21 protein-coding genes are annotated in these 22,033 nt (G+C 39.3%); 13 read left to right on the top strand and 8 right to left on the bottom strand.

Annotated features, from left to right (window positions below; all coding sequences use genetic code 11):
• Nucleotides 1–169: 169 nt before the first annotated feature.
• From ACYQ28_RS03190 to ACYQ28_RS03155, 8 genes are all read left to right on the top strand, one after another.
• Nucleotides 170–928 (top strand): DUF975 family protein, encoded by a 759-nt coding sequence (locus tag ACYQ28_RS03190; RefSeq protein ID WP_460048031.1) that lies wholly within the window; start codon nucleotides 170–172, stop codon nucleotides 926–928.
• A 16-nt stretch (nucleotides 929–944) separates the two neighbouring features.
• Entirely contained in the window at nucleotides 945–1,634 is a 690-nt protein-coding gene (locus ACYQ28_RS03185; RefSeq protein ID WP_460048029.1) for an RDD family protein, read from the top strand.
• Nucleotides 1,631–2,665, top strand: a complete 1,035-nt coding sequence (locus ACYQ28_RS03180; protein WP_460048027.1) for a stage II sporulation protein M — start codon at nucleotides 1,631–1,633, stop codon at nucleotides 2,663–2,665. The genes ACYQ28_RS03185 and ACYQ28_RS03180 overlap by 4 nt, the downstream gene beginning before the upstream one ends.
• On the top strand, nucleotides 2,652–4,280 hold the full coding sequence (locus ACYQ28_RS03175) for a DUF4129 domain-containing protein (RefSeq protein WP_460048025.1): 1,629 nt from the start codon (nucleotides 2,652–2,654) through the stop codon (nucleotides 4,278–4,280). The genes ACYQ28_RS03180 and ACYQ28_RS03175 overlap by 14 nt, the downstream gene beginning before the upstream one ends.
• On the top strand, nucleotides 4,270–5,571 hold the full coding sequence (locus ACYQ28_RS03170) for a DUF4350 domain-containing protein (RefSeq protein ID WP_460048023.1): 1,302 nt from the start codon (nucleotides 4,270–4,272) through the stop codon (nucleotides 5,569–5,571). Before ACYQ28_RS03175 ends, ACYQ28_RS03170 begins: the two co-directional genes overlap by 11 nt.
• A gap of 8 nt (nucleotides 5,572–5,579) precedes the next feature.
• A complete protein-coding gene (locus ACYQ28_RS03165) occupies nucleotides 5,580–6,536 on the top strand; it encodes an AAA family ATPase (RefSeq protein WP_460048021.1) in 957 nt (318 codons plus the stop codon).
• Nucleotides 6,533–7,861 (top strand): DUF58 domain-containing protein, encoded by a 1,329-nt coding sequence (locus tag ACYQ28_RS03160; protein ID WP_460048019.1) that lies wholly within the window; start codon nucleotides 6,533–6,535, stop codon nucleotides 7,859–7,861. The genes ACYQ28_RS03165 and ACYQ28_RS03160 overlap by 4 nt, the downstream gene beginning before the upstream one ends.
• A gap of 254 nt (nucleotides 7,862–8,115) precedes the next feature.
• On the top strand, nucleotides 8,116–8,550 hold the full coding sequence (locus ACYQ28_RS03155) for a NifB/NifX family molybdenum-iron cluster-binding protein (protein WP_460048017.1): 435 nt from the start codon (nucleotides 8,116–8,118) through the stop codon (nucleotides 8,548–8,550).
• 69 nt (nucleotides 8,551–8,619) lie between these two features.
• On the opposite strand, the gene ACYQ28_RS03150 is transcribed toward ACYQ28_RS03155, so the two are convergent.
• Both ACYQ28_RS03150 and ACYQ28_RS03145 read right to left on the bottom strand, forming a co-directional pair.
• Entirely contained in the window at nucleotides 8,620–8,979 is a 360-nt protein-coding gene (locus ACYQ28_RS03150; protein ID WP_460048015.1) for a DUF3192 domain-containing protein, read from the bottom strand.
• A 483-nt stretch (nucleotides 8,980–9,462) separates the two neighbouring features.
• Nucleotides 9,463–10,335 carry an ion transporter gene (locus ACYQ28_RS03145; RefSeq protein WP_460048013.1) on the bottom strand — a complete coding sequence of 291 codons (873 nt, stop codon included), beginning with the start codon at nucleotides 10,333–10,335 and terminating at the stop codon, nucleotides 9,463–9,465.
• Between the two features lie 269 nt (nucleotides 10,336–10,604).
• On the opposite strand from ACYQ28_RS03145, the gene ACYQ28_RS03140 reads away from it, so the two are divergent.
• The 3 genes from ACYQ28_RS03140 (at nucleotide 10,605) to ACYQ28_RS03130 (ending at nucleotide 12,012) form a co-directional block, all read left to right on the top strand.
• The gene (locus ACYQ28_RS03140) at nucleotides 10,605–10,916 is read left to right on the top strand and encodes a hypothetical protein (RefSeq protein WP_460048011.1); all 312 of its coding nucleotides are present in this window, start codon (nucleotides 10,605–10,607) and stop codon (nucleotides 10,914–10,916) included.
• A gap of 119 nt (nucleotides 10,917–11,035) precedes the next feature.
• Entirely contained in the window at nucleotides 11,036–11,350 is a 315-nt protein-coding gene (locus ACYQ28_RS03135; protein ID WP_460048009.1) for an SUI1 family translation initiation factor, read from the top strand.
• Nucleotides 11,351–11,478: 128 nt separating this feature from the next.
• Nucleotides 11,479–12,012: an energy transducer TonB gene (locus ACYQ28_RS03130; RefSeq protein ID WP_460048008.1), complete on the top strand. Its 534-nt coding sequence runs from the start codon at nucleotides 11,479–11,481 to the stop codon at nucleotides 12,010–12,012.
• Nucleotides 12,013–12,104: 92 nt separating this feature from the next.
• On the opposite strand, the gene ACYQ28_RS03125 is transcribed toward ACYQ28_RS03130, so the two are convergent.
• From ACYQ28_RS03125 to ACYQ28_RS03110, 4 genes are all read right to left on the bottom strand, one after another.
• Nucleotides 12,105–14,120, bottom strand: a complete 2,016-nt coding sequence (locus ACYQ28_RS03125) for a methyl-accepting chemotaxis protein (protein WP_460048006.1) — start codon at nucleotides 14,118–14,120, stop codon at nucleotides 12,105–12,107.
• A gap of 605 nt (nucleotides 14,121–14,725) precedes the next feature.
• Entirely contained in the window at nucleotides 14,726–15,547 is an 822-nt protein-coding gene (gene miaE, locus ACYQ28_RS03120; RefSeq protein WP_460048004.1) for a tRNA isopentenyl-2-thiomethyl-A-37 hydroxylase MiaE, read from the bottom strand.
• A 170-nt stretch (nucleotides 15,548–15,717) separates the two neighbouring features.
• A complete protein-coding gene (locus ACYQ28_RS03115; protein ID WP_460048003.1) occupies nucleotides 15,718–16,167 on the bottom strand; it encodes a DUF1289 domain-containing protein in 450 nt (149 codons plus the stop codon).
• Between the two features lie 125 nt (nucleotides 16,168–16,292).
• Nucleotides 16,293–16,439, bottom strand: a complete 147-nt coding sequence (locus ACYQ28_RS03110) for a hypothetical protein (protein WP_460048002.1) — start codon at nucleotides 16,437–16,439, stop codon at nucleotides 16,293–16,295.
• 65 nt (nucleotides 16,440–16,504) lie between these two features.
• Between ACYQ28_RS03110 and acnB the strand changes: the two genes are divergently transcribed.
• Nucleotides 16,505–19,129, top strand: coding sequence for a bifunctional aconitate hydratase 2/2-methylisocitrate dehydratase (gene acnB / locus ACYQ28_RS03105; protein WP_460048001.1), 2,625 nt, complete (start codon nucleotides 16,505–16,507; stop codon nucleotides 19,127–19,129).
• A gap of 91 nt (nucleotides 19,130–19,220) precedes the next feature.
• Here the strand turns inward: acnB and yfbR are convergent, their stop codons facing one another.
• Complete coding sequence (gene yfbR, locus ACYQ28_RS03100) at nucleotides 19,221–19,916, bottom strand: 5'-deoxynucleotidase (RefSeq protein ID WP_460048000.1); 696 nt, start codon at nucleotides 19,914–19,916, stop codon at nucleotides 19,221–19,223.
• A gap of 267 nt (nucleotides 19,917–20,183) precedes the next feature.
• On the opposite strand from yfbR, the gene ACYQ28_RS03095 reads away from it, so the two are divergent.
• Nucleotides 20,184–21,050: a helix-turn-helix transcriptional regulator gene (locus ACYQ28_RS03095; protein ID WP_460047999.1), complete on the top strand. Its 867-nt coding sequence runs from the start codon at nucleotides 20,184–20,186 to the stop codon at nucleotides 21,048–21,050.
• Between the two features lie 27 nt (nucleotides 21,051–21,077).
• On the opposite strand, the gene ACYQ28_RS03090 is transcribed toward ACYQ28_RS03095, so the two are convergent.
• A complete protein-coding gene (locus ACYQ28_RS03090) occupies nucleotides 21,078–21,695 on the bottom strand; it encodes a TetR/AcrR family transcriptional regulator (RefSeq protein WP_460047998.1) in 618 nt (205 codons plus the stop codon).
• Nucleotides 21,696–22,033: the final 338 nt, after the last annotated feature.

Here is a 22,033-nt window from a genome sequence, read left to right as displayed (position 1 = left end):
CAATCGTTGCAAAAGAATAAACATTGTAGCTTTATTCAAACAATTAGAAGCCTTACGCCCTGATTGAAAAATTTTGAAAAGCAGGAATGACTTAAAACATTTTCAGCGTATTATGGTTGAGAATAAATTTATTCATCAACTTTAGTATTAACCTAACACGGAGGTTTTTATGACTGACGTTTATCAAGCCCCAAAATCCGAACTTTCAGATGCAGAATTTTCCCAAAACAACGGCTCCATTGAAAATGGAATTACAGGCAACTACAACTTAGAAATTGGCGAAGTACTGAGCGAAGCTTGGGCCAGAACCAAAGGTGCCAAAATACCCATTAATGTCGCAGCATGTATTTTCAGTATTATTGCGGCGATAATAATGCTCGCAATAGGTTATTCATTTTTTGAGCAAATTATAGAAAGCGAAAATTCAGAGTCTTTTTTCTCGAGCATGATTACTTCATTTATTTTTGGTGTAGTCCTGACTATTTTGTACATTCCTATGTTCGGTGGCCTACTGATGATGGGTGTAAAACGTGCAGTTAATGCCCCGTTGCAAGTTGGTGAAATTTTCGCGTACTTCCCCAAAATAATACCTCTAATTTTACTGGTCATAGTATCCAATTTATTTATTCAAATCGGATACTTTTTGTTCTTTATTCCAGGAATCTATCTAGCAATTGCTTACAGTATGTCTACCCCATTAGTTTTAGACAAAGATATGTCTTTTTGGACGGCAATGGAAACATCGAGAAAAGCGGTAACGCGTAAGTGGTTCCCAATGTTTGGATTAATAATCATTTTATCCATCATCAACTTTATTGCAGCAATTCCATTGTTCATTGGTCTTTTTTGGACGATGCCTATGTCTCTTATCGCGTTAGGTATTGTTTACCGCAATATGTTTGGTGTAAGTTCAGTATCTGCTAATTAATCGCTAAACTTGCCTTATGAATTTAATCGATGTCCAATACCGCGTCGAAACACCCGAAGGAATTGACCTAATTGCTAAACCCGCGGGGCCTATGGTTCGAGCTGCGGCGTTTGGCATCGATATTTCATTTCGATTTGCGATTTGCTATGCCGTCGCCCTAGCTTTTGACGTTTTCGAATGGTCTATAGGGGTAGTTTTCATTACCCTTTTTATTGTCGAATGGTTTTATCCCGTCCTATTCGAAGTTCTCTATCACGGGCAAACTCCCGGCAAAAAAATCACGGGGATTGTTGTAGTAAACGATGACCTTACCGCGGTTAGCTGGGGGCCTTCAATTATCAGGAATTTATTAAGAACCGCCGATTTTTTGCCGTTTTTTTATATCGGCGGATTAATATTTTCGTTATCAAACGATTCCTTCAAGCGTCTTGGCGACCTCTCCGCAGGAACGGTTGTGGTTTACAAAAATCGTGATACGAAGAAAAAACTCACACTGCCCAAAGTTGCACCCACGGCTCCAGCTAGCGCATTGGATTTAGAAGATCAAATTGCTATCATCGATTTCACGGAACGTGATTCAGAGTTGTCTCAAGGCCGCAAAATTGAACTTGCGAACATTCTTGCGCCCATTCATGGTTTAAAAGACAAAAAAGCGGTTGAACACATACAAAGTATTGGACGCTGGTATTTAGGTGGCAAGGATTGAAACAGCAAATTTTTGAACAACAAAATACAGAGCTTTGGGACGACATTGAATCACTGATAGAAGCAACCAAAACGCTCTCCATTAAAAGTTGGTTTAAATCTTTTAAGTCAAAAAATAGAGCCGTTGATAAAGATTTAGAAACTCGAATTGCAGCACTAAATGCAGAGTTTCCTTCGCATTATCGATCTCTATGCCAGCACTTGGCGACAGCTAAATCTCGGGGCTACACATCTGCACTTGTAGATCGTTTAAATGATTTAGTTCTTTCTTCTCATCATTTACTGTATCAAGAACGAGTTTATTCACAACACCAGTGGCTTAACTTTCTCGCTCACAGCTTTCCAAGCGCTATCCGTAATAACTCAAGATATGTCCTAATAGCGACATTATTTTTTATTGTACCTTTGTTTTTATTTGGTGTTGGTTGCTATCTAAATGAAGAACTCATTTACAGCATAATGGACCCTTTTGACGTTCGTAACTTTGAAAGCATGTACGATCCAAGCAACGACGCGTTGGGTCGCGAGCGAAACGCCTCAGATGATATAACCATGTTCGGTCATTACATCTACAACAATATCAGTATTGGTTTTAGGTCCTTCGCACTGGGTTTATTAGCGGGTGTAGGAACCATTTTCATCTTAATATTCAATGGCATCCATATTGGTGGTACTGCTGGCCACTTAACATTAGTCGGTTATTCAGAAACTTTTTACAGCTTTGTGGTCGGCCATGGCCCATTCGAATTAACCGCTATTGTATTTTGCGGAGCCGCAGGATTAAAAGTTGGAATGAGTTTAATTTCTCCCGGGCCTTTTACTCGACTAGAAGCAATAAGAATTGCATCAAAAGAAGCAGGAACAATAGTTTTTGGTTCCGCTATTATGTTGCTAATCGCCGCATTTATTGAAGCTTTTTGGTCATCCAGTTCTGCGTTACCCTTAATCGTTAAGTATGGTTTTGGTGCCGCTGGAACAATTATATTAATTTTATATTTTTGTTTCTCGGGTCGACGTTATGCAACTCGATAAACTGTGTATTAACACCAAAAAAAGAAGCCCATGGGAAGCCATTGATCTAGGTTGCAAACTTGCGATTAATTGGTTTAAACCGCTATTTCTACTTTATGCCATTCCGTTTTATACAACGGCATCGATTGTAAGCATACTGTGCTACTGGCTAATTCCAGAATACTTTTGGGTATCGTTTATAGGCATGTGGTTTCTGAAGCCTATTTTTGATCGCGCCCCGCTCTACTTTGCCAGTCGAGCACTTTTTAGTGAATATCTTTCTGTAAAAACAGTATTATCAAATCTCGTAAAAATAAATCGCTTTGATGCAATTAAATGGATTTCATGGCGACGCCTTAGTCCCACTCGTTGCTTTGATTTACCTATTACCGTTTTAGAAGGCTTAACCGGCAGTGACCGCAGCAAACGTTTGTCAATAATGCACGTTCGTGGTAGTGGAGAAGGGATTATGTTGAGTTTAATCTGTTTTTTATCCGAAATTTTATTGGCAGGCGGTTTAGACGCGCTCATATCATTACTTCTACCAGAATCCTTGTACGACAAGTACAGCATACTCACTTCCGATATTGCAGGCGGCCATTTTAACTTTTTTATACTGAGTTATTTTTTTCTTGCACCTCTTGTCTCACCATTCTTCGTCTGCTCGGGATTTATGATTTATATCAATCGACGCGTTCAGTTAGAAGCCTGGGATATAGACATTCAGTTCCAAAAAATGGCTAAAAAAGATAAATACAGGTCAACAGGAAACTTATCGTTAACTTTAGCGAGTTTATTACTTGGCTGTGCTTTATTTTCATCATCAACACCAACCTTAGCAGAGCCGGATAGTTTTGATACACATTTATCGGTAGAAGAATTTTCGGAAATAGAACTTGAAGACGAAGTTGTTGTGGAAGATTTGAGCTCCAAGCGACAAATTTATCAACAAGCAATCATTGAGATCTATGAATCCCCTGATTTTCGCCAAACAAAAGAAGTCACCAAATGGCGTTGGAAGCAATCTTCACAGAACTCTGATTCCTGGTCGGATGGATTACTTCAAAAAATCCGAGATTTTTTTCAAAAACTGTTTGAAAGCTCCCCAAAAGTGGATATAGGTGAAGCACCTGATCTAAATATTATCGCCGTGCTGGTGAAATATTTATTGATCGGCGCTTTAATCACTGCCGTTGTTTATTTATTAAATCGTTATAAAGAAAATTTCGCTTTTCTGACGCGTCACATTCAGTGGAAAAGAAAGTTTCGCGCACAGCAACCTAAACCTGAAATACTATTCGGTTTAGATGTGACTAAAGAAAATCTACCCGAAGATATTCCACAGGAAGTTTTGGCTTTATATGACCAGAATAAACCTCGACAAGCCGTAAGTCTGCTTTACAGAGCCTGCTTAACGAAACTCATGCACCAAAAAGGATTTCATTTTTACGAAAGCCAAACCGAAGGCGAATGCCTGCAAACAGTTATGCGCTCAGGTAATCAGAAAGAGTCTGATTATTTAAAGAAAATCACACAACTTTGGCAATCCGTAGCCTACGGACACACACTTCCCAATCGCTCGCCAATAGAAGAATTGTGCTTATCGTGGCAGGGAGTTTTCCCAAATGAAAATTAAAGTGAAAATCCTGCTAGCGATTATTGTTTGTATCGCAGTCCTAGTCACAGCATTCTTTTTCGTATTCATGGAATCATATACGGAAACAAAAGAATTAGGTTGGAGCGAAAAAGCTAGAATTAATAGGTTTTTGGCCGCACAACAATTTTTGGAAAAAAACAATGCCACAGTAGAGCAAGCAAACAGCTTGCAACAAATCGAAAACTTGGCAGATTCCGACACCATCATTATTAATCGGTATGCGGATGTCGTTTCTGAACAGCAAAAAGAAAAGTTACTAAATTGGCTGTCCGGTGGTGGACATTTAGTCATCGCGTTAAATGACACTGATGATCAATCTCTCGGCAACGATCTACTGAGCGACTTGGGTTTTAGTGTTTATTATGAAACCTACGATTATGACTCTACAGATAATACTGAACCTGATGATATTGACACACAAAATACTCTAGAGTCGGAATTAGAAAAAATTGAATCCGATGAAGTCGTAGTTATTGCCGGGGATGTAGATACTAGCGACCAAAACAGTACCAAAGAAGAATACATAACTAAACTCAACTTCGAAGGTATTCCCGATGAATTGAGTATTAATTTTCCGACATTGGCAATTATAGACCATGAATATTTTTACGCTGACGAAGGAAATTACGACGATTATAAACCTTTTTATTGGGCCGGCGATAAATACGGGGTAAGGTTTATACAAATGTATGTAGGCGACGGTTTGATTACTGTTGTCTCATCTACCGAAATTTGGTCTAACAATTATCTCTCCGCCGATGACAATGCATATTTATTAGCGGTAATGACATTAAACTCATCAAAGGTAACTTTTTTATTAGGTTCGAACTTTGCTTCGTTGAGTACATTAATGTGGAAATTTAGCTACGAACTGATTATTTCAATAACATTTATTGTTTTGTTGTGGTTAATTCATCTAGGTAAACGCTTCACACCGCCAGTAACGGTAAATAACCATCAACGTAGATCTCTGATTGAGCATATAAAAGCTGTTGGTAATTTTCATTGGAAAAAGAAGCAACCGCTATTACTGGTCGCATCACTAAGAGAAGAAATCTTGCGCTATACAAGTTTTCAAAGAATTGGACCAAGCCACTCTTTGAACAAATCAAAATCCAAACAAGATATTACAAATTGGCTTTCTAAAACTTGCAACATTGACCCTCAATTTGTGTATAAAGCCATTTATCAAAATGAAATTAGCTCTGAGGCTGAATTCATCGAAATTATTCGCACATTACAAATTGTAAAACTAGAATTATCAATTTAGGCAAATTCATGGAACTAGAAACAGCATTTAATTTAATCAACACAATTAAAAATCGCTTAAATTCAGTATTACTTGGACAAGAAACAGTAGTTGATGAGGTATTAATTGCCCTACTTTCAAACGGTCACATTTTAATTGAGGGTGTACCTGGATTAGGTAAAACTTTACTTGTGAGTGCTTTGGCTAACGCCTTTGATGGTGATTTTAAACGCATTCAATTTACTCCAGACCTAATGCCATCTGATATTACCGGTCATGTTATGTTTGATACCGAGAGTAATAAATTTCGATTACGCTCAGGTCCCGTGTTTACTAATCTATTATTGGCCGATGAAATTAACCGCGCTCCGGCCAAAACCCAAGCCGCATTACTTGAAGTAATGCAAGAACGTCAAGTGACTATTGAAGGCCAGTCAAAACCCTTGTCGAAACCATTTATGGTTTTAGCTACCCAAAACCCTATAGATCAAGAAGGTACCTACCCTCTACCTGAGGCTGAACTTGATCGTTTTTTAATGAAGATATTTATTGATTACCCATCATTTGATCATGAACTCTTGTTGGCAAAAACGTTAACAACTGGTTCGGTTACTGATCAACAACAAAAACAATCAAATGATGTTATTAATAAAGAAGATTTGTTAAAACTTCAGCAACTTGCCAGCGAAATTACCATCGATGACCAAGTAATTGATTACGCGGTTAAATTAGTTCGTATAACCCGCGAGAGTGCCGCAATTCAACGCGGCGCAGGCCCTAGAGCAAGTTTGGCATTATTGAGAACCGCTCGTGCCAGAGCTTTGATTAATGGCGGTAGCTTTGTAACGCCCGATGACGTAAAACAGATGGCATTTCCGGTAGTACGGCATCGTATTCAAATCGCTGCCGAAATGGAAATCGATGGGCTTACGAACGACCAAGTTTTGATGCAAGTATTTAATCAGGTAGAAGCTCCACGAGTATGAGACCCACCGAAAAACTCTTAAAAATTCTACTCGTTTGGGGTTTACTGGCACTCATTACGGCCGTTTTACGTATTTTCTCGGTATCCGCTGCGGATCTACTGAGCTCTGTGTGGGTGGTAGCGGGTATATTTATTGTGATTGTTGCTTTCGTTGATTATTTCTCTGTAGGGAAAATCAGAAGACTGGGCATTCGACAACAGATTCCAAGCTCTTTAGCACTTGGTAACAATACAAAATGTTCATTGAAAATTACCAATACCTTAGCTCGTGATATTGATATTACTGCCGCGTTCGCGCCCAACACAAAAATAAAATTTGAAGGTTTTCCGCTACAGTTTTTGTTAAAAAAAGGCACGTTCAATCTTATTAATTATCATATTAAACCTGTGGACCGTGGCAATACCACCATTGCAGCGCCTGTTTTCCGAATAAAGTCTCGCAATGGTTTATGGGATTACAAAACGTCACTTGGTAACGATACTGATGTAAAAATTTATCCGAATTTCTCTCCTATCGCCCAGCTATCAAATATGGGTGTAGAACGACAAATACAACAATTAGGTATTCATTTGTCTCAGCGTCGCGGCGAAGGCATGGAGTTTAAGCAATTGCGCGAATTTGTTGAGGGCGATTCTCTCAGGCAAATTGATTGGAAAGCAACTTCGAAAGCTAGAAGGCCTATTTCACGTGAATATCAGGACGAAAAAAATCAAGAAATTTTCTTTTTACTCGACTGCGGAAGACGCCTACGCCACAAAGACGATGAATTGAGTCATTTTGACTACGCTCTGAACGCCATTTTACTTACCGCTTATATTGCCATACGCCAAGGTGATTCCGCCGGATTTTTCAGTTTTGCGGGAGACAATCGCTATTTAAGTCCGGTTAAGGGCGTAAATGGCGTTAATACTCTACTCAATAACCTGTACGACATTCAAAGTACACTCGAAAATACTGATTTTTTGAAGCTAGCAGAAGACTTTACCGTGCGCCACAAACGTCGATCGTTAGTTGTATTGGTTAGTAACATTCGTGAAGAGGATCATGACGATCTTATAAAGGCAACTCGATTACTGTCGAAAAAACATATTGTCTTGGTTGCAAGTCTCAAAGAAGCCTCGCTTGAGCATCAACTCCAAGAACCTGTCGTAAATTTTGATTCTTCGATTGCATTTGCGGCCACGCATAAGTATTTGCATGAACGCAGCTTAGTCATTAAGAAATTGCGTTCAGCCGGAGTGTTTGTTATAGACACATTGCCTGAGTTTTTACATGTTCGTCTAGTAAGTGAATATTTCCGCTTAAAACGCAGCCACCTACTTTAAAATTCGACATTAATTGTTCTGCTAATCAAAACCAAACTTAAATTTAGAACCAACACACTTCATGAAATAGCGAAGCTAAGGTTACAAACCTCGCGATGACAATGCGTAAATACGCACCAAAAGACAGGTACAAATTTACCAGAGCGGCTTAATCTTTCTAGGCTTAATCTTTCTAATTGTCAATTGTGATAGATCAATTCGACCAGATGCTTATAAATTAAGCTAGCAAGAGTTAAACATCGGAGGTCGTAGTCATGTCCGTACTTCATGCTTGTACAAAAAATCCTTCTCAATTGCTTGTTGCGGTCGCCACAGATGACGAGTTAACCTTGTCTTCTCATGCAGGCCGAGCCAAACACTGGGATATTTACACAATCTCTAGAGATAACGCTCAATCGAAATTCTTGTGGAGTATTGCCTTAAACTCATCAGGCACTTTGCACGAATGGCATGTTAGCGACGATGGCAATCGCCACCCATTGCATCAGGTTGATTATGCTATTGCCGGATCGGCGGGAGACGGTGTAAGAAATAAGCTAGCTTTACGAAACACCGAACTCATTACTACTAACGAAGCCGATGTACAAAGTATTTTGCGTTATTTTATTGAAGGTCAAAAACCACCTTCAAATCACGCTCATGAGCAGATTTGTTTAGATCCAGAACACCGAGCAGCCCGCTCAGCATAACTAAAACTAATACAACATTGACCAGTAGCAACTGGTCAATGTCTTCTTTGTAAATCTATTTTAGATTTATTACTGTCGGTAATCGTCCAAAACTTCTTGACCCCAACCCAGTAATTTTCCAGATTTAAAGACCAGCGGCGTAGTTATCTTTTCACCATCTTTATCATCGGAATCAGTCGTAGAATAATAAAGCACGTAGATTTCCGAGTTATTGATTGTGAATGCTTCGGATTTTTCTGGACTTCCCAATTTTTCAACAACTGAATCTCTACTTTGGCCTAAATCCAACAGACTGATTTTTTCGGCAGTAATATTGTGTGATGCACTCCAATCAGATGCTGTATTGCCTGCTACAAAAATGCATCCGCTCAGCAAACTGGTTAAGCCAAGGCTCAATACACTAATACGGACCAACTTTAGTGTTTTCATAATCTCTCCTAATCGGTTTCTCTATTTAATCATCTAAGTTTCAAGCTCAGACGCAACGGCTCGAATAATGGTTGCAGTAAATATAGGAAACTCTGATTAACCTAGAGTTTCTCGCGACACAAGGATGTGTCGCCAATTTCAAGAACGGTAAGTGATTGAAATTGTGAAGAAATTGGAAATCACATTTTCAATTTCTGTCCTCTGATTAAATCAGGGATGAGTTAATCAGAGGTTCCTATAGATATTTTTAAAGATCATTCTTAATTAGACAGATAGAAAACCCTAAATTGGCTACAGTTTTAGCGAACGACAACAGATGTCACGGCAACAAAAGCCAACAACACTTTGATTTTATTTAGAAATTTTACCCGAGCAAAGACATTCGTTACTGAAGAATCTTGAATTTTCTGTGCAATGCTTCCACATTAATTACACTGTTAAATATCTCTTTTAGAAGTATTTCACACAATCCAAAACACATAATTAAAGATGCTCAGGTAAAGGGGCGCCACATTCTTTACAAAATTTAGAATGGCGCTCATGGCCGGATTTTTCACAGTTTGAACAAACAATACGAGTTCGCTCTAAGAGCATTTCTTGGTTGATTTCAGCGGTTAAAATCCCTGTAGGTACCGCAATAATAGAATAACCCGTTAACATTACAAACGAGGCAATAACCTGTCCCAGTGAAGTTTGTGGCGTAATATCGCCATAACCAACGGTTGTAATAGTAACAATCGTCCAGTAAACGCTGGTTGGAATACTGGTAAAGCCATTTTCTGGCCCTTCAACCACAAACATTAATGAACCAAATACGATGGCCAAAATTAATACGGTACCAAAAAAAACCAGTATTTTTCTTCTTGATGCAATAATTGCCCGCAGCAGTAAATTCGCCTCTTGTAGATAGCGAATTAATTTTAAGACCCTAAATATTCGCAAAACTCTTAGCAGGCGAATAACAATCAGATAGTTGGTATTTGCTAAAAATAATCCGAGATAACTGGGTAAAATAGCCAGCAAATCAATGATGCCGTAAAAACTGGTCATATAACGCCAGCGATTAGGTGAACAATACAAACGTAAAATGTACTCGACAGTAAATAGAATCGTAAAAGACCACTCCAGAACCCATAAATAGCCGCGAAAATTTTCCGATAAGCTGGAAATAGAGTCAAAAATTACGACAAATACACTGATAAATATCGAATAAATTAAAAAAAGATCGAAGGCTTTTCCGGCCGGAGTCTCGGTACCAAAAATCACCCGATATAAATACTCTTTTCGAGACTCTTTCTGTTCATCTGAGAAGGTGTGTTGAGCATTTTTAGCCGCGTTATTCTCCGAATTTTTCACTTTACCTTCCGCATTGCTTTCTCAAGATTGTTAACCACGCAAAAATTTAACTGTTGAGAACCGTAACAAAATGATTTTGGTTCAAAATACAACTACTTGTTCGTTATCAGTACCATCACATACTCTAGTGATTTGCAAACAGAAGCAAACAACTTTTAGGACCGCTGGAATGAGCTCGAATGAGCACCCAGCACAACCACCCATAAGAAAATTGATGTACAAACCGCGATAATAATATAATTACAAATTTATAATCCAGTGAGTGACTCATGATCTCTTTAGTGAAAACGCTAAGATGCCCTTATTGTGATGTTCCAGTCAGCAAGGAGTTATTAAAAACCCAAGGCTCACTAAAGGCATACCTAAACCGCAAAGAATTTCCTTGCCCTCATTGCACCAAAGCCATAAAACTCCCAGAAAACGCTGAGTCCTTAGTGTCGATTGGTCTGTTCACCGCTGTCATTCTTGCTCCGTTGCTACATGTATGGCGATTTGAAGGTTTGAATCCTCTGTATGCGTTTGGAATTGGTTGCGCTTTGATCGTTTTAGGAATGTCCAAACAAAAACTGGTCAAATCTTAAACTCTTTGTAGGTCCGTTTGTAAACCTTTAGGAACTTCTGATTAACTCATCCCTGGTTTAATCAGAGCTTCCTAAACCCACCTTGAATATTCACTTACTTTTACATTGGAATATGCTGTATGGCTAAGGAATCAAAATTAGTTTACTCAACAGAAGTCGGGCGAGTAAAAGAAGAACCTGAATCCAAAGAGGCGCCGCCTAGCGATGGAATTGTGCGAATTTTGCGAGAAACCAAGGGCAGGAAAGGCAAAGGAGTCAGTTTAATCACAGGAATTCCTAACAACCACAAAGATATCGCCAAATTTTTGAAACAAAAACTCGGCGTTGGTGGGGCGGTTAAAGACTTTACTATCGAAATGCAAACCGATGATCGAGAAAAAATAAAAGTATTATTAGAATCAAAAGGTTACATCGTAAAAATTGCTGGAGGCTAATTTGGCTTAAGTGTTGCTCTATTACTCAACATCAATAGAACTGTGCCAAAAAACTGTCAATTTGGCGCGATTGAAGTTTTCTTTAGTAATTGATGTTAATAGATAGACGAGTATTTACGGAGTAAGGTATGGACCAATCTGTTATTTGGCAGCTCATCGATACGAGTGTAAAAGTCTCTTTAGGCGCCCTACTAACTGGCTCTTTTGTTTGGTTACATCACTGGCGAAAAGCTCACCCCAACGATAACGCGTTTCTTAATCGAAGAATCGAACTGCTTGAAAAAATCGCCGCTGATGTAGGCAGCGTAAGCCACGCGTTCTCAAAATACTCTTCCTTAATATCTGAATCCATAAAGTTTGGCGACCGCTGGCCAAATAGTCGCAAAGATGAACTAAGTTTAATTAACAAAGAATTAGTACAACAATTTAGTAAACTCGCCGAAGCAGAAGCAACTCTGTTAATGCTTGGCGAAAAGAACATGGAAAAAACATTACGATTTTACGGTGCTAAAATCGCCATTTTTAGAAAAGAAGCTTATGTTGGAAGACAAGACATTAGCACAGAAGAAATTAACAAAATAAAGCTGGAAATCAATCAATTAAGAGAGAATTTTTACGATATTTTAAGTCGTAAATACGACAAACTTTTAGGTCCCATTTAAGAATAGGCAGATTAAACCTTGCAAAAAAAAATGAGCGCATAAAGCGCTCTAAATCATTTGTTAACTCCCAAATTTAATACGTATTAAATTTGTTACTTTAGACCTTTTAGTCTTTGGATAGCTTCAACATCTTGATCAATCTTATCCATTTGTCGAATCATGTTTGAAATATATTCACTGCTTTCACGCACCTCATCACCAGCAGAAATGGATGATTTTACTAATATATCAATCTCTGAGCTTAGCATATTGTTACTTTCAGAAATGCGCTCTAAAAATGTCTCGGTATGTGAAATTGCAGATTGAATAGAGCCAATTGAGCTGGTTACGGCATTAATGGTATCGCCTGTTTTATTAAGACTATCTTGCGTAGTATGGGACAGCTGTCTAACCTCATCGGCAACAACCGCGAAGCCTCGACCCGCATCACCCGCCCTAGCCGCTTCAATCGCAGCATTTAATGCTAACAAATTGGTCTGATCGGCAATACCAGAAATAACACTTAAAATATCCAAAACTTCTTCAGAGTTATGTCGCAACTCATTAACCTTTGTGTGCAGCTGATGACGCTCTCCAGATTGTTGAGCAATATCGTTAGAAAAACCCGAGAATTTTTGCTGTACATCCGACAGTATTGTGCCAGTTTTATCTGCGTATTGAGAGACATTGTCAAAAATTCCGGTAACTCGCTGAAGCACATCTCGATACTCGTTAATATAATTAATCAAAGTATTTTGCAGGCTTGATATTCGTTCCATGCTATTGATTTTACTAATAAAATAATATTCTCTGAAATTCGCATAATGAATTGGGAAATTGTCAGCAAAATCGTCTGAAAAACTGCTGCCACGCTCTACTTGAAAAAAGAATAACGCAGTTAATGTTTGATTCATGTGAACGCCAAGCAACTCACCAAACGTAGAAAAACCGGCGACAGGGATATCGCTAAATTCTTTTAGCGAATTTAACTTATCTGCATTATTTAATCGTCTCAAAATACAGTCGTTTGCGATCATCGCCAAAGGCTTACCCGGCTTACTGTTCATCATTTTCTGATAAGCATTATGGGTAGACTGAACAAAATCTTTGGCTCGGACTAAGATTAACTCGTCACCCATTTGTAAATCGCAGAAAAAACTAATCGTTTTATTTTCTATGTCTATATTAGAGACTGACCGTATAAATAGCTCGTTATTGATATTAATAGCAAACGAGCTTTTACCCAAGGTTGCAGCCAAGTTTTGCGGCGTGCAATTTAGATATTCACACAAGGTATCGACCGGATTAACAATTTCCATTGTCTGAGGTTTGATAATGCTGTGTACTGTTCTCGTATGTACGTCGGATTCTGCAATGGTAAGATGAAAAGGCGTAGCTTCGAAATTATGAGATTTTAGCAAACTGTAACGAATATTTTTTGCCAACTTCACAAAGATCATCACTGCTTGGTTATGGGCTGTTTTATTACCGTCATATACATACGCTTTTTGGAAGTCTAACTTACCACCGGCGGAGCCACCTATAAAATAACAAGGAAAACGATTGCTGGCATACAAACCGCGCATAAAGAAGCTTTCACTGGCTGAAAGCCCATCAAAGAACGTAATGGCTAAGCAATCTTGATAATTTACTTTAAAAGGTACATCTAGGCGTAAAAACTCAGATTTTATTTTATTAATTCGTTCTTCGGGCGATAATTTAATATTTCCCGAACGGATATCTTCGCAATGTAAAGGCACAGTTTTAATAGCAACCTTATCGAAAATAGCGCTACTAAAACTTTGCACAACGATATTATCCCAGCTCGAATCTGCTCGATGATACAGATTAGAATCACAAGAACTCAATTCGCCGGCGGTCATCACACCAACCACATTTCTTGCAAAAGGCATTGCAGACTTCAACCGTTGTATGGTTTGCTCAAAATCCAGATGCGGTGAGACAAAAGCAATGACTAAACTGCATTCATGAGGAGCGTGATCTAAGCTCGCTAGCTTTTGTGAGGAAATTTGACCAGAGGCTAAACTCAACACCTTGACGGGTTCGACGAGCACGCCTTGCTTCTTAACGGTTAGATCAGAGTTTTTACCAAAGCCAAACCAACCCATGTGGATATCCTGATGCGAAGAATTAAATGTTGAATTTTATTTCGGCTGAACACAGGATAACTATAGACATTGGGTAAAAATTTGCAGAGATTTTACCTTAAAATTACATGTACGCTAGAGCGCTATTGCTAACTATAGCATTCAAATAATGCATTTTTACGCACATACCATTCCACATAGAAAACAGTATTGTGAAGTAAAAACAGAGTTTAGTCAGTAAACCTATTAAAGGGAACTCTGATTAACCTAGAGTTTCTCGCGACACAAGGATGTGTCGCCAATTTCAAGAACGGTAAGTGATTGAAATTGTGAAGAAATTGGAAATCGCATTTTCAATTTCTGTCCTCTGATTAAATCATAGATGAGTTAATCAGAAGTTCCTAAAGTTAAAGACGTTTGATATCTTAAAAAACCATCTCGCTAAAACAGGTATTTTAGCAATATTAATTAGAATATCATTTTATGCAATTAAAACTGAATCAATAAGGCTGTTGTTGCTGCTGTAATTACCGCCCTACTTCAGCCTCACGAACCGTGGTTGCTATTGAAGAATATCAGCAATTAGTTTTCTTTAAATTTCTAATATTATCGACTCATTGTATTAATTACCTAGGAACACCACTATGAAAGCGAAAATCGTCATCTTCCGATAAAATCAATTCAGCTTCTAATTGCCCAAATTTTTCAATTCTTTCATCAATTAATTTTTGCTCTTTCTTTGATGTAGCCGCGACCTTGCGAGCCAAGGCTAGATAATCTTCGTAATGGCGCACTTCCGATTTTAATAAACGCAAATAAAAGGTTTTTAAGTCTTCATCAAGTAACGGAGCCAATGAAGCAAAACGTTCACAGGAACGTGCTTCAATGTAGGCGCCAACAATTAATTTATCAATCATTGCCGCAGGCTCATGGGTGCGAACTTCTTGCAATAATCCTCGCGCGTAACGAGAGGCAGAAATTTCTTCGTAAATAATTTCTCGACTTTGAATAATATCCAGTACCTGCTCAAAATGCTGAAGCTCTTCTTTGACTAGCGCAACCATTTTTTTGACAATATCGGCATTAAGTTCGTCGTCGTTTTTTAGTTCTAACTCAATATTAAATGTGTCTTGCTTGGATGTATGGTTATTGAAGTCTTGACGAAAATACACAAAGTTTTCGTAGGGTTTTACCCATGCTTCAATCTGTCGTTTACCTTCTTCAGAAAGCGCGTAGCGCCGCATCATTAACATGCCGGTTTGGGCGGCTTTTAACTCGCACTTACAGTGATCAATCAGCAATACTGGTAAATTTTCAGGTTTTGCAGCTTCCTCAAGCCATCGCTTAGGTGTCTCACACTTTAAGAAACGATGAATAGGTTCGAGTAACGCTAGGAAACGAGGATGAATCGCTGTCGTTGGTGTTTGAAGGTTGGAGCTCATAATCATAAAAAATAATCGGATTTTAACATTAAATATTCCAGCAACATTTTAACTACTGTTAAAGCACATCGTTATCGTGTGCTTAAAAAAGATTATTTTTTAATGAGTACATTAATTAATCTGAACACAATTGTCACAAATGTAAAAATCAAAGCCTAATTGATAGCTCTTATCAGTTAGACTGAAGGCTGAAAGTATCGATCAAAGTGAGCGCATGATAGCAAATAAAAGTCTTGATCAATAAATTTGCGAATATCGACCAAAGTGCAATTCCTAAATTCAGGTAAAACTTTTATACCGTAGTCTTCGGGGAATAGAATTTGACTAGCGCCTGCTTTTAGCAACGCAAAAACCCAACAATAAGGGTTTTGCTGCATGTCATAGTTAATTTGTTGATGCCTCATTTGAGACACTAGAAGATTTTGATTGACGATTTCGATTTTGTTGGCCACAGTTTGAGCAAGAAATTTCTCAAGCCTTGCGATTATTATCCGCTGTTGTTCTTCCGTATATGAATTCCACTCGATAACTTCGTGATGAAATCTTTTACATCCGCGGCAAACTTCGTCACCAATTCCTGTAGAACATATACCAACACACGGTGTGCGCACGGGTGTAAACACCATTTATTTAGGATCTCCTTGGTTTAACGAGTAAGATTCGAATCGATAAATCAGATCTTTTATGATCAACTTGAGCAGTTTCTATTCGTTAGCAATTTGCAATTGCTAACTTTGACAGACGCTGGAGTCTACAAAGGCCGCCAAATTCTTAACAGTTTAGTGGAATTCTTGTAGAATTGTCGCCCCGATTGACCGGCGGATTTGTGAACAGCATCTAGATGACTGCGTTTATCCGGTGTTTTCACACTGTCGAGCAGTCGATCCATGTGTGTCATGGATAGCCTCCGGCAGCAGAGATCCTGTAGTCAGGAGTAACCCATATTAAAAGAGGATATCAACCGTGCTTGAAGCTTACCGTAAACACGTAGAGGAGCGCGCTGCTGAAGGCGTACCTCCAAAGCCACTAAACGCCGAGCAAGTTGCCGGACTTGTTGAGTTGCTAAAAAATCCACCTGCAGGTGAGGAAGAAACCCTCGTCGATTTGATTACAAATCGCGTACCTCCTGGTGTTGACGAAGCGGCCTACGTAAAAGCTGGATTCTTGTCTGCCATCGTAAAAGGTGAAGCAACAAGCCCACTAATCTCAAAAGAATACGCTGTTAAATTGCTGGGCAACATGCACGGTGGTTACAACATCGAAACTCTTGTTGAGTTACTCGACGACGCAGAGCTAGCAACATTAGCTGCTGAAGAATTAAAACACACCCTATTAATGTTTGATGCTTTCCACGATGTGGAAGAAAAAGCGAAAGCTGGCAATGAAAACGCGAAAGCTGTTATGCAATCTTGGGCCGATGCAGAATGGTTTACCAATCGCGACAAAGTTGCCGAAAGCATCAAAATGGTTGTTTTCAAAGTAACCGGCGAAACCAACACTGACGACCTTTCTCCTGCACCAGACGCATGGAGCCGTCCAGACATCCCACTTCACGCGCGCGCTGCGTACAAAATGACTCGCGAAGGTCTTGAGCCTGAAGAGCACGGCGTAACTGGCCCAATGAAGCAAATCGAAGACATCAAAGCAAAAGGTTTTCCTGTTGCATTCGTTGGTGATGTAGTTGGTACCGGTTCTTCACGTAAATCAGCAACCAACTCAGTACTTTGGTTCTTTGGTGACGATATCCCAGGTGTACCTAACAAGCGTGCTGGCGGTGTTTGTATCGGTAGTAAAGTCGCTCCGATTTTCTTCAACACCATGGAAGATGCTGGCGCGCTAGTATTCGAAGCTCCTGTTGATGAGCTAAACATGGGTGACGTTATTGAAATTCGCCCATACGACGGCAAAATTTTGTCTGAAGACGGTACCGTTCTTAGCGAATTTGCGTTCAAGTCAGACGTGATTCTTGATGAAGTTCAAGCTGGTGGTCGTATTAACCTGATCATTGGCCGTGGCTTAACCACTAAAGCACGTGAATCTCTAGGTTTACCGGTAACTGACATTTTCCGTGTACCAGCAGCCCCTGTTGATTCTGGCAAAGGCTTCTCTCTTGCGCAGAAAATGGTTGGTCGCGCTTGTGGTTTACCAGAAGGTCAAGGCATTCGCCCAGGAACCTACTGTGAACCTAAGATGACTACCGTTGGTTCACAAGACACCACTGGTCCTATGACTCGTGATGAGCTAAAAGACCTTGCGTGCTTAGGCTTCTCTGCTGACCTAACTATGCAGTCTTTCTGTCACACCGCCGCTTATCCAAAACCAGTTGATATCGATACTCAACACACCCTTCCTGATTTCATCATGACCCGTGGTGGTGTATCTCTGCGTCCAGGCGACGGTATCATCCACTCTTGGTTAAACCGTATGTTGCTTCCTGATACCGTTGGTACCGGTGGTGACTCTCATACTCGTTTCCCAATGGGTATCTCCTTCCCAGCTGGTTCTGGTCTTGTAGCGTTCGCAGCTGCAACCGGTGTCATGCCATTGGATATGCCTGAATCTGTATTGGTTCGCTTCAAAGGTGAAAGACAACCTGGCATCACTCTTCGTGACCTTGTACACGCTATCCCTTACTACGCTATCCAAGAAGGTCTTTTGACTGTTGAGAAGAAAGGTAAGAAAAACATCTTCTCTGGTCGTGTATTAGAAATTGAAGGCCTTAAAGGTTTGACCGTTGAGCAAGCGTTTGAGCTTTCTGATGCGTCTGCTGAGCGTTCTGCGGCAGGTTGTACCATCGAGCTAGAAGAAGCGGCGATCAAAGAGTATTTAACCTCTAACATCACCCTACTTCGCTCTATGATTGCTGATGGTTACGGTGATCCACGTACTCTTGAGCGTCGTGCACGCAAAATGGAAGAGTGGCTAGCTAACCCATCACAATTGAAAGGTGACGCCGACGCAGAATACGCTGCTGTTATCGAAATCGATCTGAGTGAAATTAAAGAACCTATCGTTTGTTGTCCAAACGACCCAGACGATGCCAAATTGTTGTCTGAAGTTGCGGGCGACGCAGTTAACGAAGTGTTTATTGGTTCTTGTATGACCAACATCGGTCACTTCCGTGCAGCCGGTAAACTACTAGAGCAACACAAAGGTGCGATGAGCACTCGTATGTGGATCTCTCCTCCAACCAAAATGGATGAACACATTTTGATGGAAGAAGGTTACTACAACATTTTCGGCCGTGCTGGAGCACGTACTGAAATGCCAGGATGTTCATTGTGTATGGGTAACCAAGCACGTGTAGCGCCAAACTCTACCGTTCTTTCTACCTCTACCCGTAACTTCCCTAACCGTTTGGGCGATGGTGCAAATGTTTACCTAACCTCTGCCGAACTTGCTTCAGTAGGTGCGATTTTAGGTAAATTACCAACTCCTGCTGAATATATGGAATTTGCTAAGAATTTGGATTCAATGTCTGACGAAATCTATCGTTACATGAACTTCAACCAAATTTCTGAATTCCAAAAGAACGCAGAAGAAGGCAAGCGTATCGCTGCCACACAAATCGATGAAGTTCGCGTATAAGAACTGAATCAATAAAAAAGGCGACCATTTGGTCGCCTTTTTTGTTTATACAACGTTAGTTATAAAAATGTTACCAATAGAAGTACAACTCTTAAAAATTAGAGACTTTATTGGTGTCGGTACGAGGTGCACGTAAAGTTTTGATGATATCTAAGTGACTCATACCGCGGAAATCGATTGGCACACCAGCAACACGCTGGTTCTTTGCGGCAAGTAACTCTTCGTGTGATTTCTGTTTGGTTTGCAGAAATACCTCTAAAAAGTAATCGACCTCACGTAAACCACACTCTTCAATTTGCTCTTCCAAATTATTAACGGTAAGAATGTATTCCTCATTACCATTTGCGAGCTCGGCTTTAGCCTTAATGTACGCTGATAGATTGTCAGCCGCTTTTAGAAACTTTTTCTCGTCTTCGCTGATACCATTACCACAAATAAGCGGACGAAACCGCTCTTGTAGCTCTTTGGGCAGCATAGCCACTAAAGAGTCTTCAGCATCTTTCTCTATCGCCTTATAGGCTCTTTCAATATCTTTTGAGTAATACTTTATAGGTGTTGGCAAGTCACCGGTGATTGCCTCTGCGCAATCGTGATACAACGCCAAGGTAGATAACCGGTCAGCATTAATATTGCCGCCGAACAACTGGTTGTTAATACAGCCTAAAATATGGGCTATAACACCAACCTCCCAGCTGTGTTCCATCACAGTTTCTTTTAAAGTGTTACGTTTTAAGCTCCAACGCTGAATCCAGCGCAACCGACTTATAGTCGAAAAAAAGCCACTCACACCAAAACCTCCGTCAAAATAATTACGTATTTTATGCAGGGATATGTACGCAAGAAATCAGCCATGAATATACAATTAATTTTTGATCATAAACACTGCTTAGGAACATAGTGAGTCATAATTTTACGAGTTTCAAATTCTAAATCAAAAAAACCTGTAGCTTTTTAGGCTACATTCGAATTCTGTGATCAAGCACTCGTTCAACTGGTAGCTAGCCACAACAACATACAGGTTAAACACCCTACATATAGTATGACTCTAAAAAACATGCCTGAAAACACGACATATAAATTTGACACTCTACTGCGCTATAAGCTCATTGAAATCATTTCATTATGGGAAGGACGCTTAACTACCAATCATTTGTGTCAGACTTTTGGCATAGGAAGACAACAAGCATCTAAAGAAATTAACACCTACGTCAAGAACATCGCTCCACGTAATCTAGAATACGATTCTTCGTTAAAAGGTTATAAAATTACTAAACATTTTCAGCCCTTGTTCAGCCAAGCCGTTGTTGAAGAATATCTTAACTATTTAAGTGAATTGGGTTTAGGTGAAAGTTTAATAAAACATTCATATGATCAAAATCATCTTTTAAATTTTGAAATTATTACGCAACCCTCTAGAAATATTTCTCCCGTTATTCTTTCTGGATTAATTAGAGCGATTCGTGAGAAAAAAAGAATAGAACTCGGATACATTTCATTAAGCAACCCCAAGATTGAAGATCGAATTATTGAACCGCACTGCTTAGTGAATACTGGCCCTAGATGGCATATACGTGCCTATTGTGAAAAAAACAGAGATTTTAGAGATTTTGTATTAAGCAGATTTCGAGGAGAGGTTGATGTATTAGATGACGCTTTAGTTTCTAGCTTAGACGATGAGTCGTGGCATACTGAAATTAAAATTAAATTAATTCCCGATACTAGGCTTAGCAGCCAGCAACGTAAAATCATTGCCCAAGATTACAATATGACTCGCAACAAATTAATTATTAAAACCCGAGCAGCATTGGTTTATTACGTATTAAAGCAGTACCAGATTGATCCAAAAAAAATCGAAGTAAAGCCAGAGGCGCAACAATTAATGATAGAAAACATTAATGAGCTAGAAAAATGGTTTTATTAAAAACAAACTCTATACATTCGTGCTAATTTAAGTTGATTGAACTCCAAGTTCTTTATCTAAAAGATTTTCGACAATCAATCTTACATTAGCGCCCGGCCATTGTTGCTCGGAGAAAGTCACTTTAGATAAAACACAACCTTCAAACAATAAAACCAAGGTGTTTGCCAAAATTTTAGGGTCTTTGGCACCCGCCGATTTTGACAATTCGAATAAAATATCCCGAAACGATTCCCTGATCTGAAAAATTGGTTCTAGAGCCGGATGAAATTGCCCTCTAAGCTCGATCGCAATATTCGCAGACGGGCAGCCATGACAAGTCTCTTCTTTAGGACGCTCGGCGAAATTGGCAAAAATAGCCACAATTGCAGCGCGGGCATTGGTATCGTTTTCAGAAAGTATGCGATTAAGCTCAAATTCAAATCTAGCGTTTAATTGTTTAATGTACTCAACAACCAGTTCGTCCTTAGACTGAAAATTCCTATACAAGCTCATTTTATTAGTCTGAGCTTCTTCAACGATTGTATCGATAGCGACATTATGAACGCCCTGCCGATAAAACAGCTCAGCCGCGGCTTCAAAAATGCGGTCTCGTACACGAATTTTCGGAGACTTGCCTTTACAAGCTTTATTATTAGATTCAGTCATAAAATCTCTTGACGAACAATGTTACTCATCAGTAACATAACAAAATGTTACTCCATAGTAACATTTTTCAAAAACGTAAAGATAGAGGCAAATTGAGATTAAGAAATCTTAATTCAATGATCAAATTCACTAAATAACATTGCCGGCAAAGTGTAACTATTATCTACTGCTTACGTTAAAGCATTCCGTTAGATAAGCTTATTAATTTTAAAAGGTCTTGTTTTTAGAACAAACGCTTGGATTTGTTAAATTGCTACATACAACATTTTCTAATGTAGGCAATATATTAAATTATTTTAATGTAGCTTTGCCCAAAGTCCGTATGTAGATTTTTAAAA

This window comes from Sessilibacter sp. MAH1 (assembly GCF_054658315.1).
Note: the sequence above shows the minus strand (reverse complement) of the source record. Positions and strands in the feature narration are given on the sequence as shown.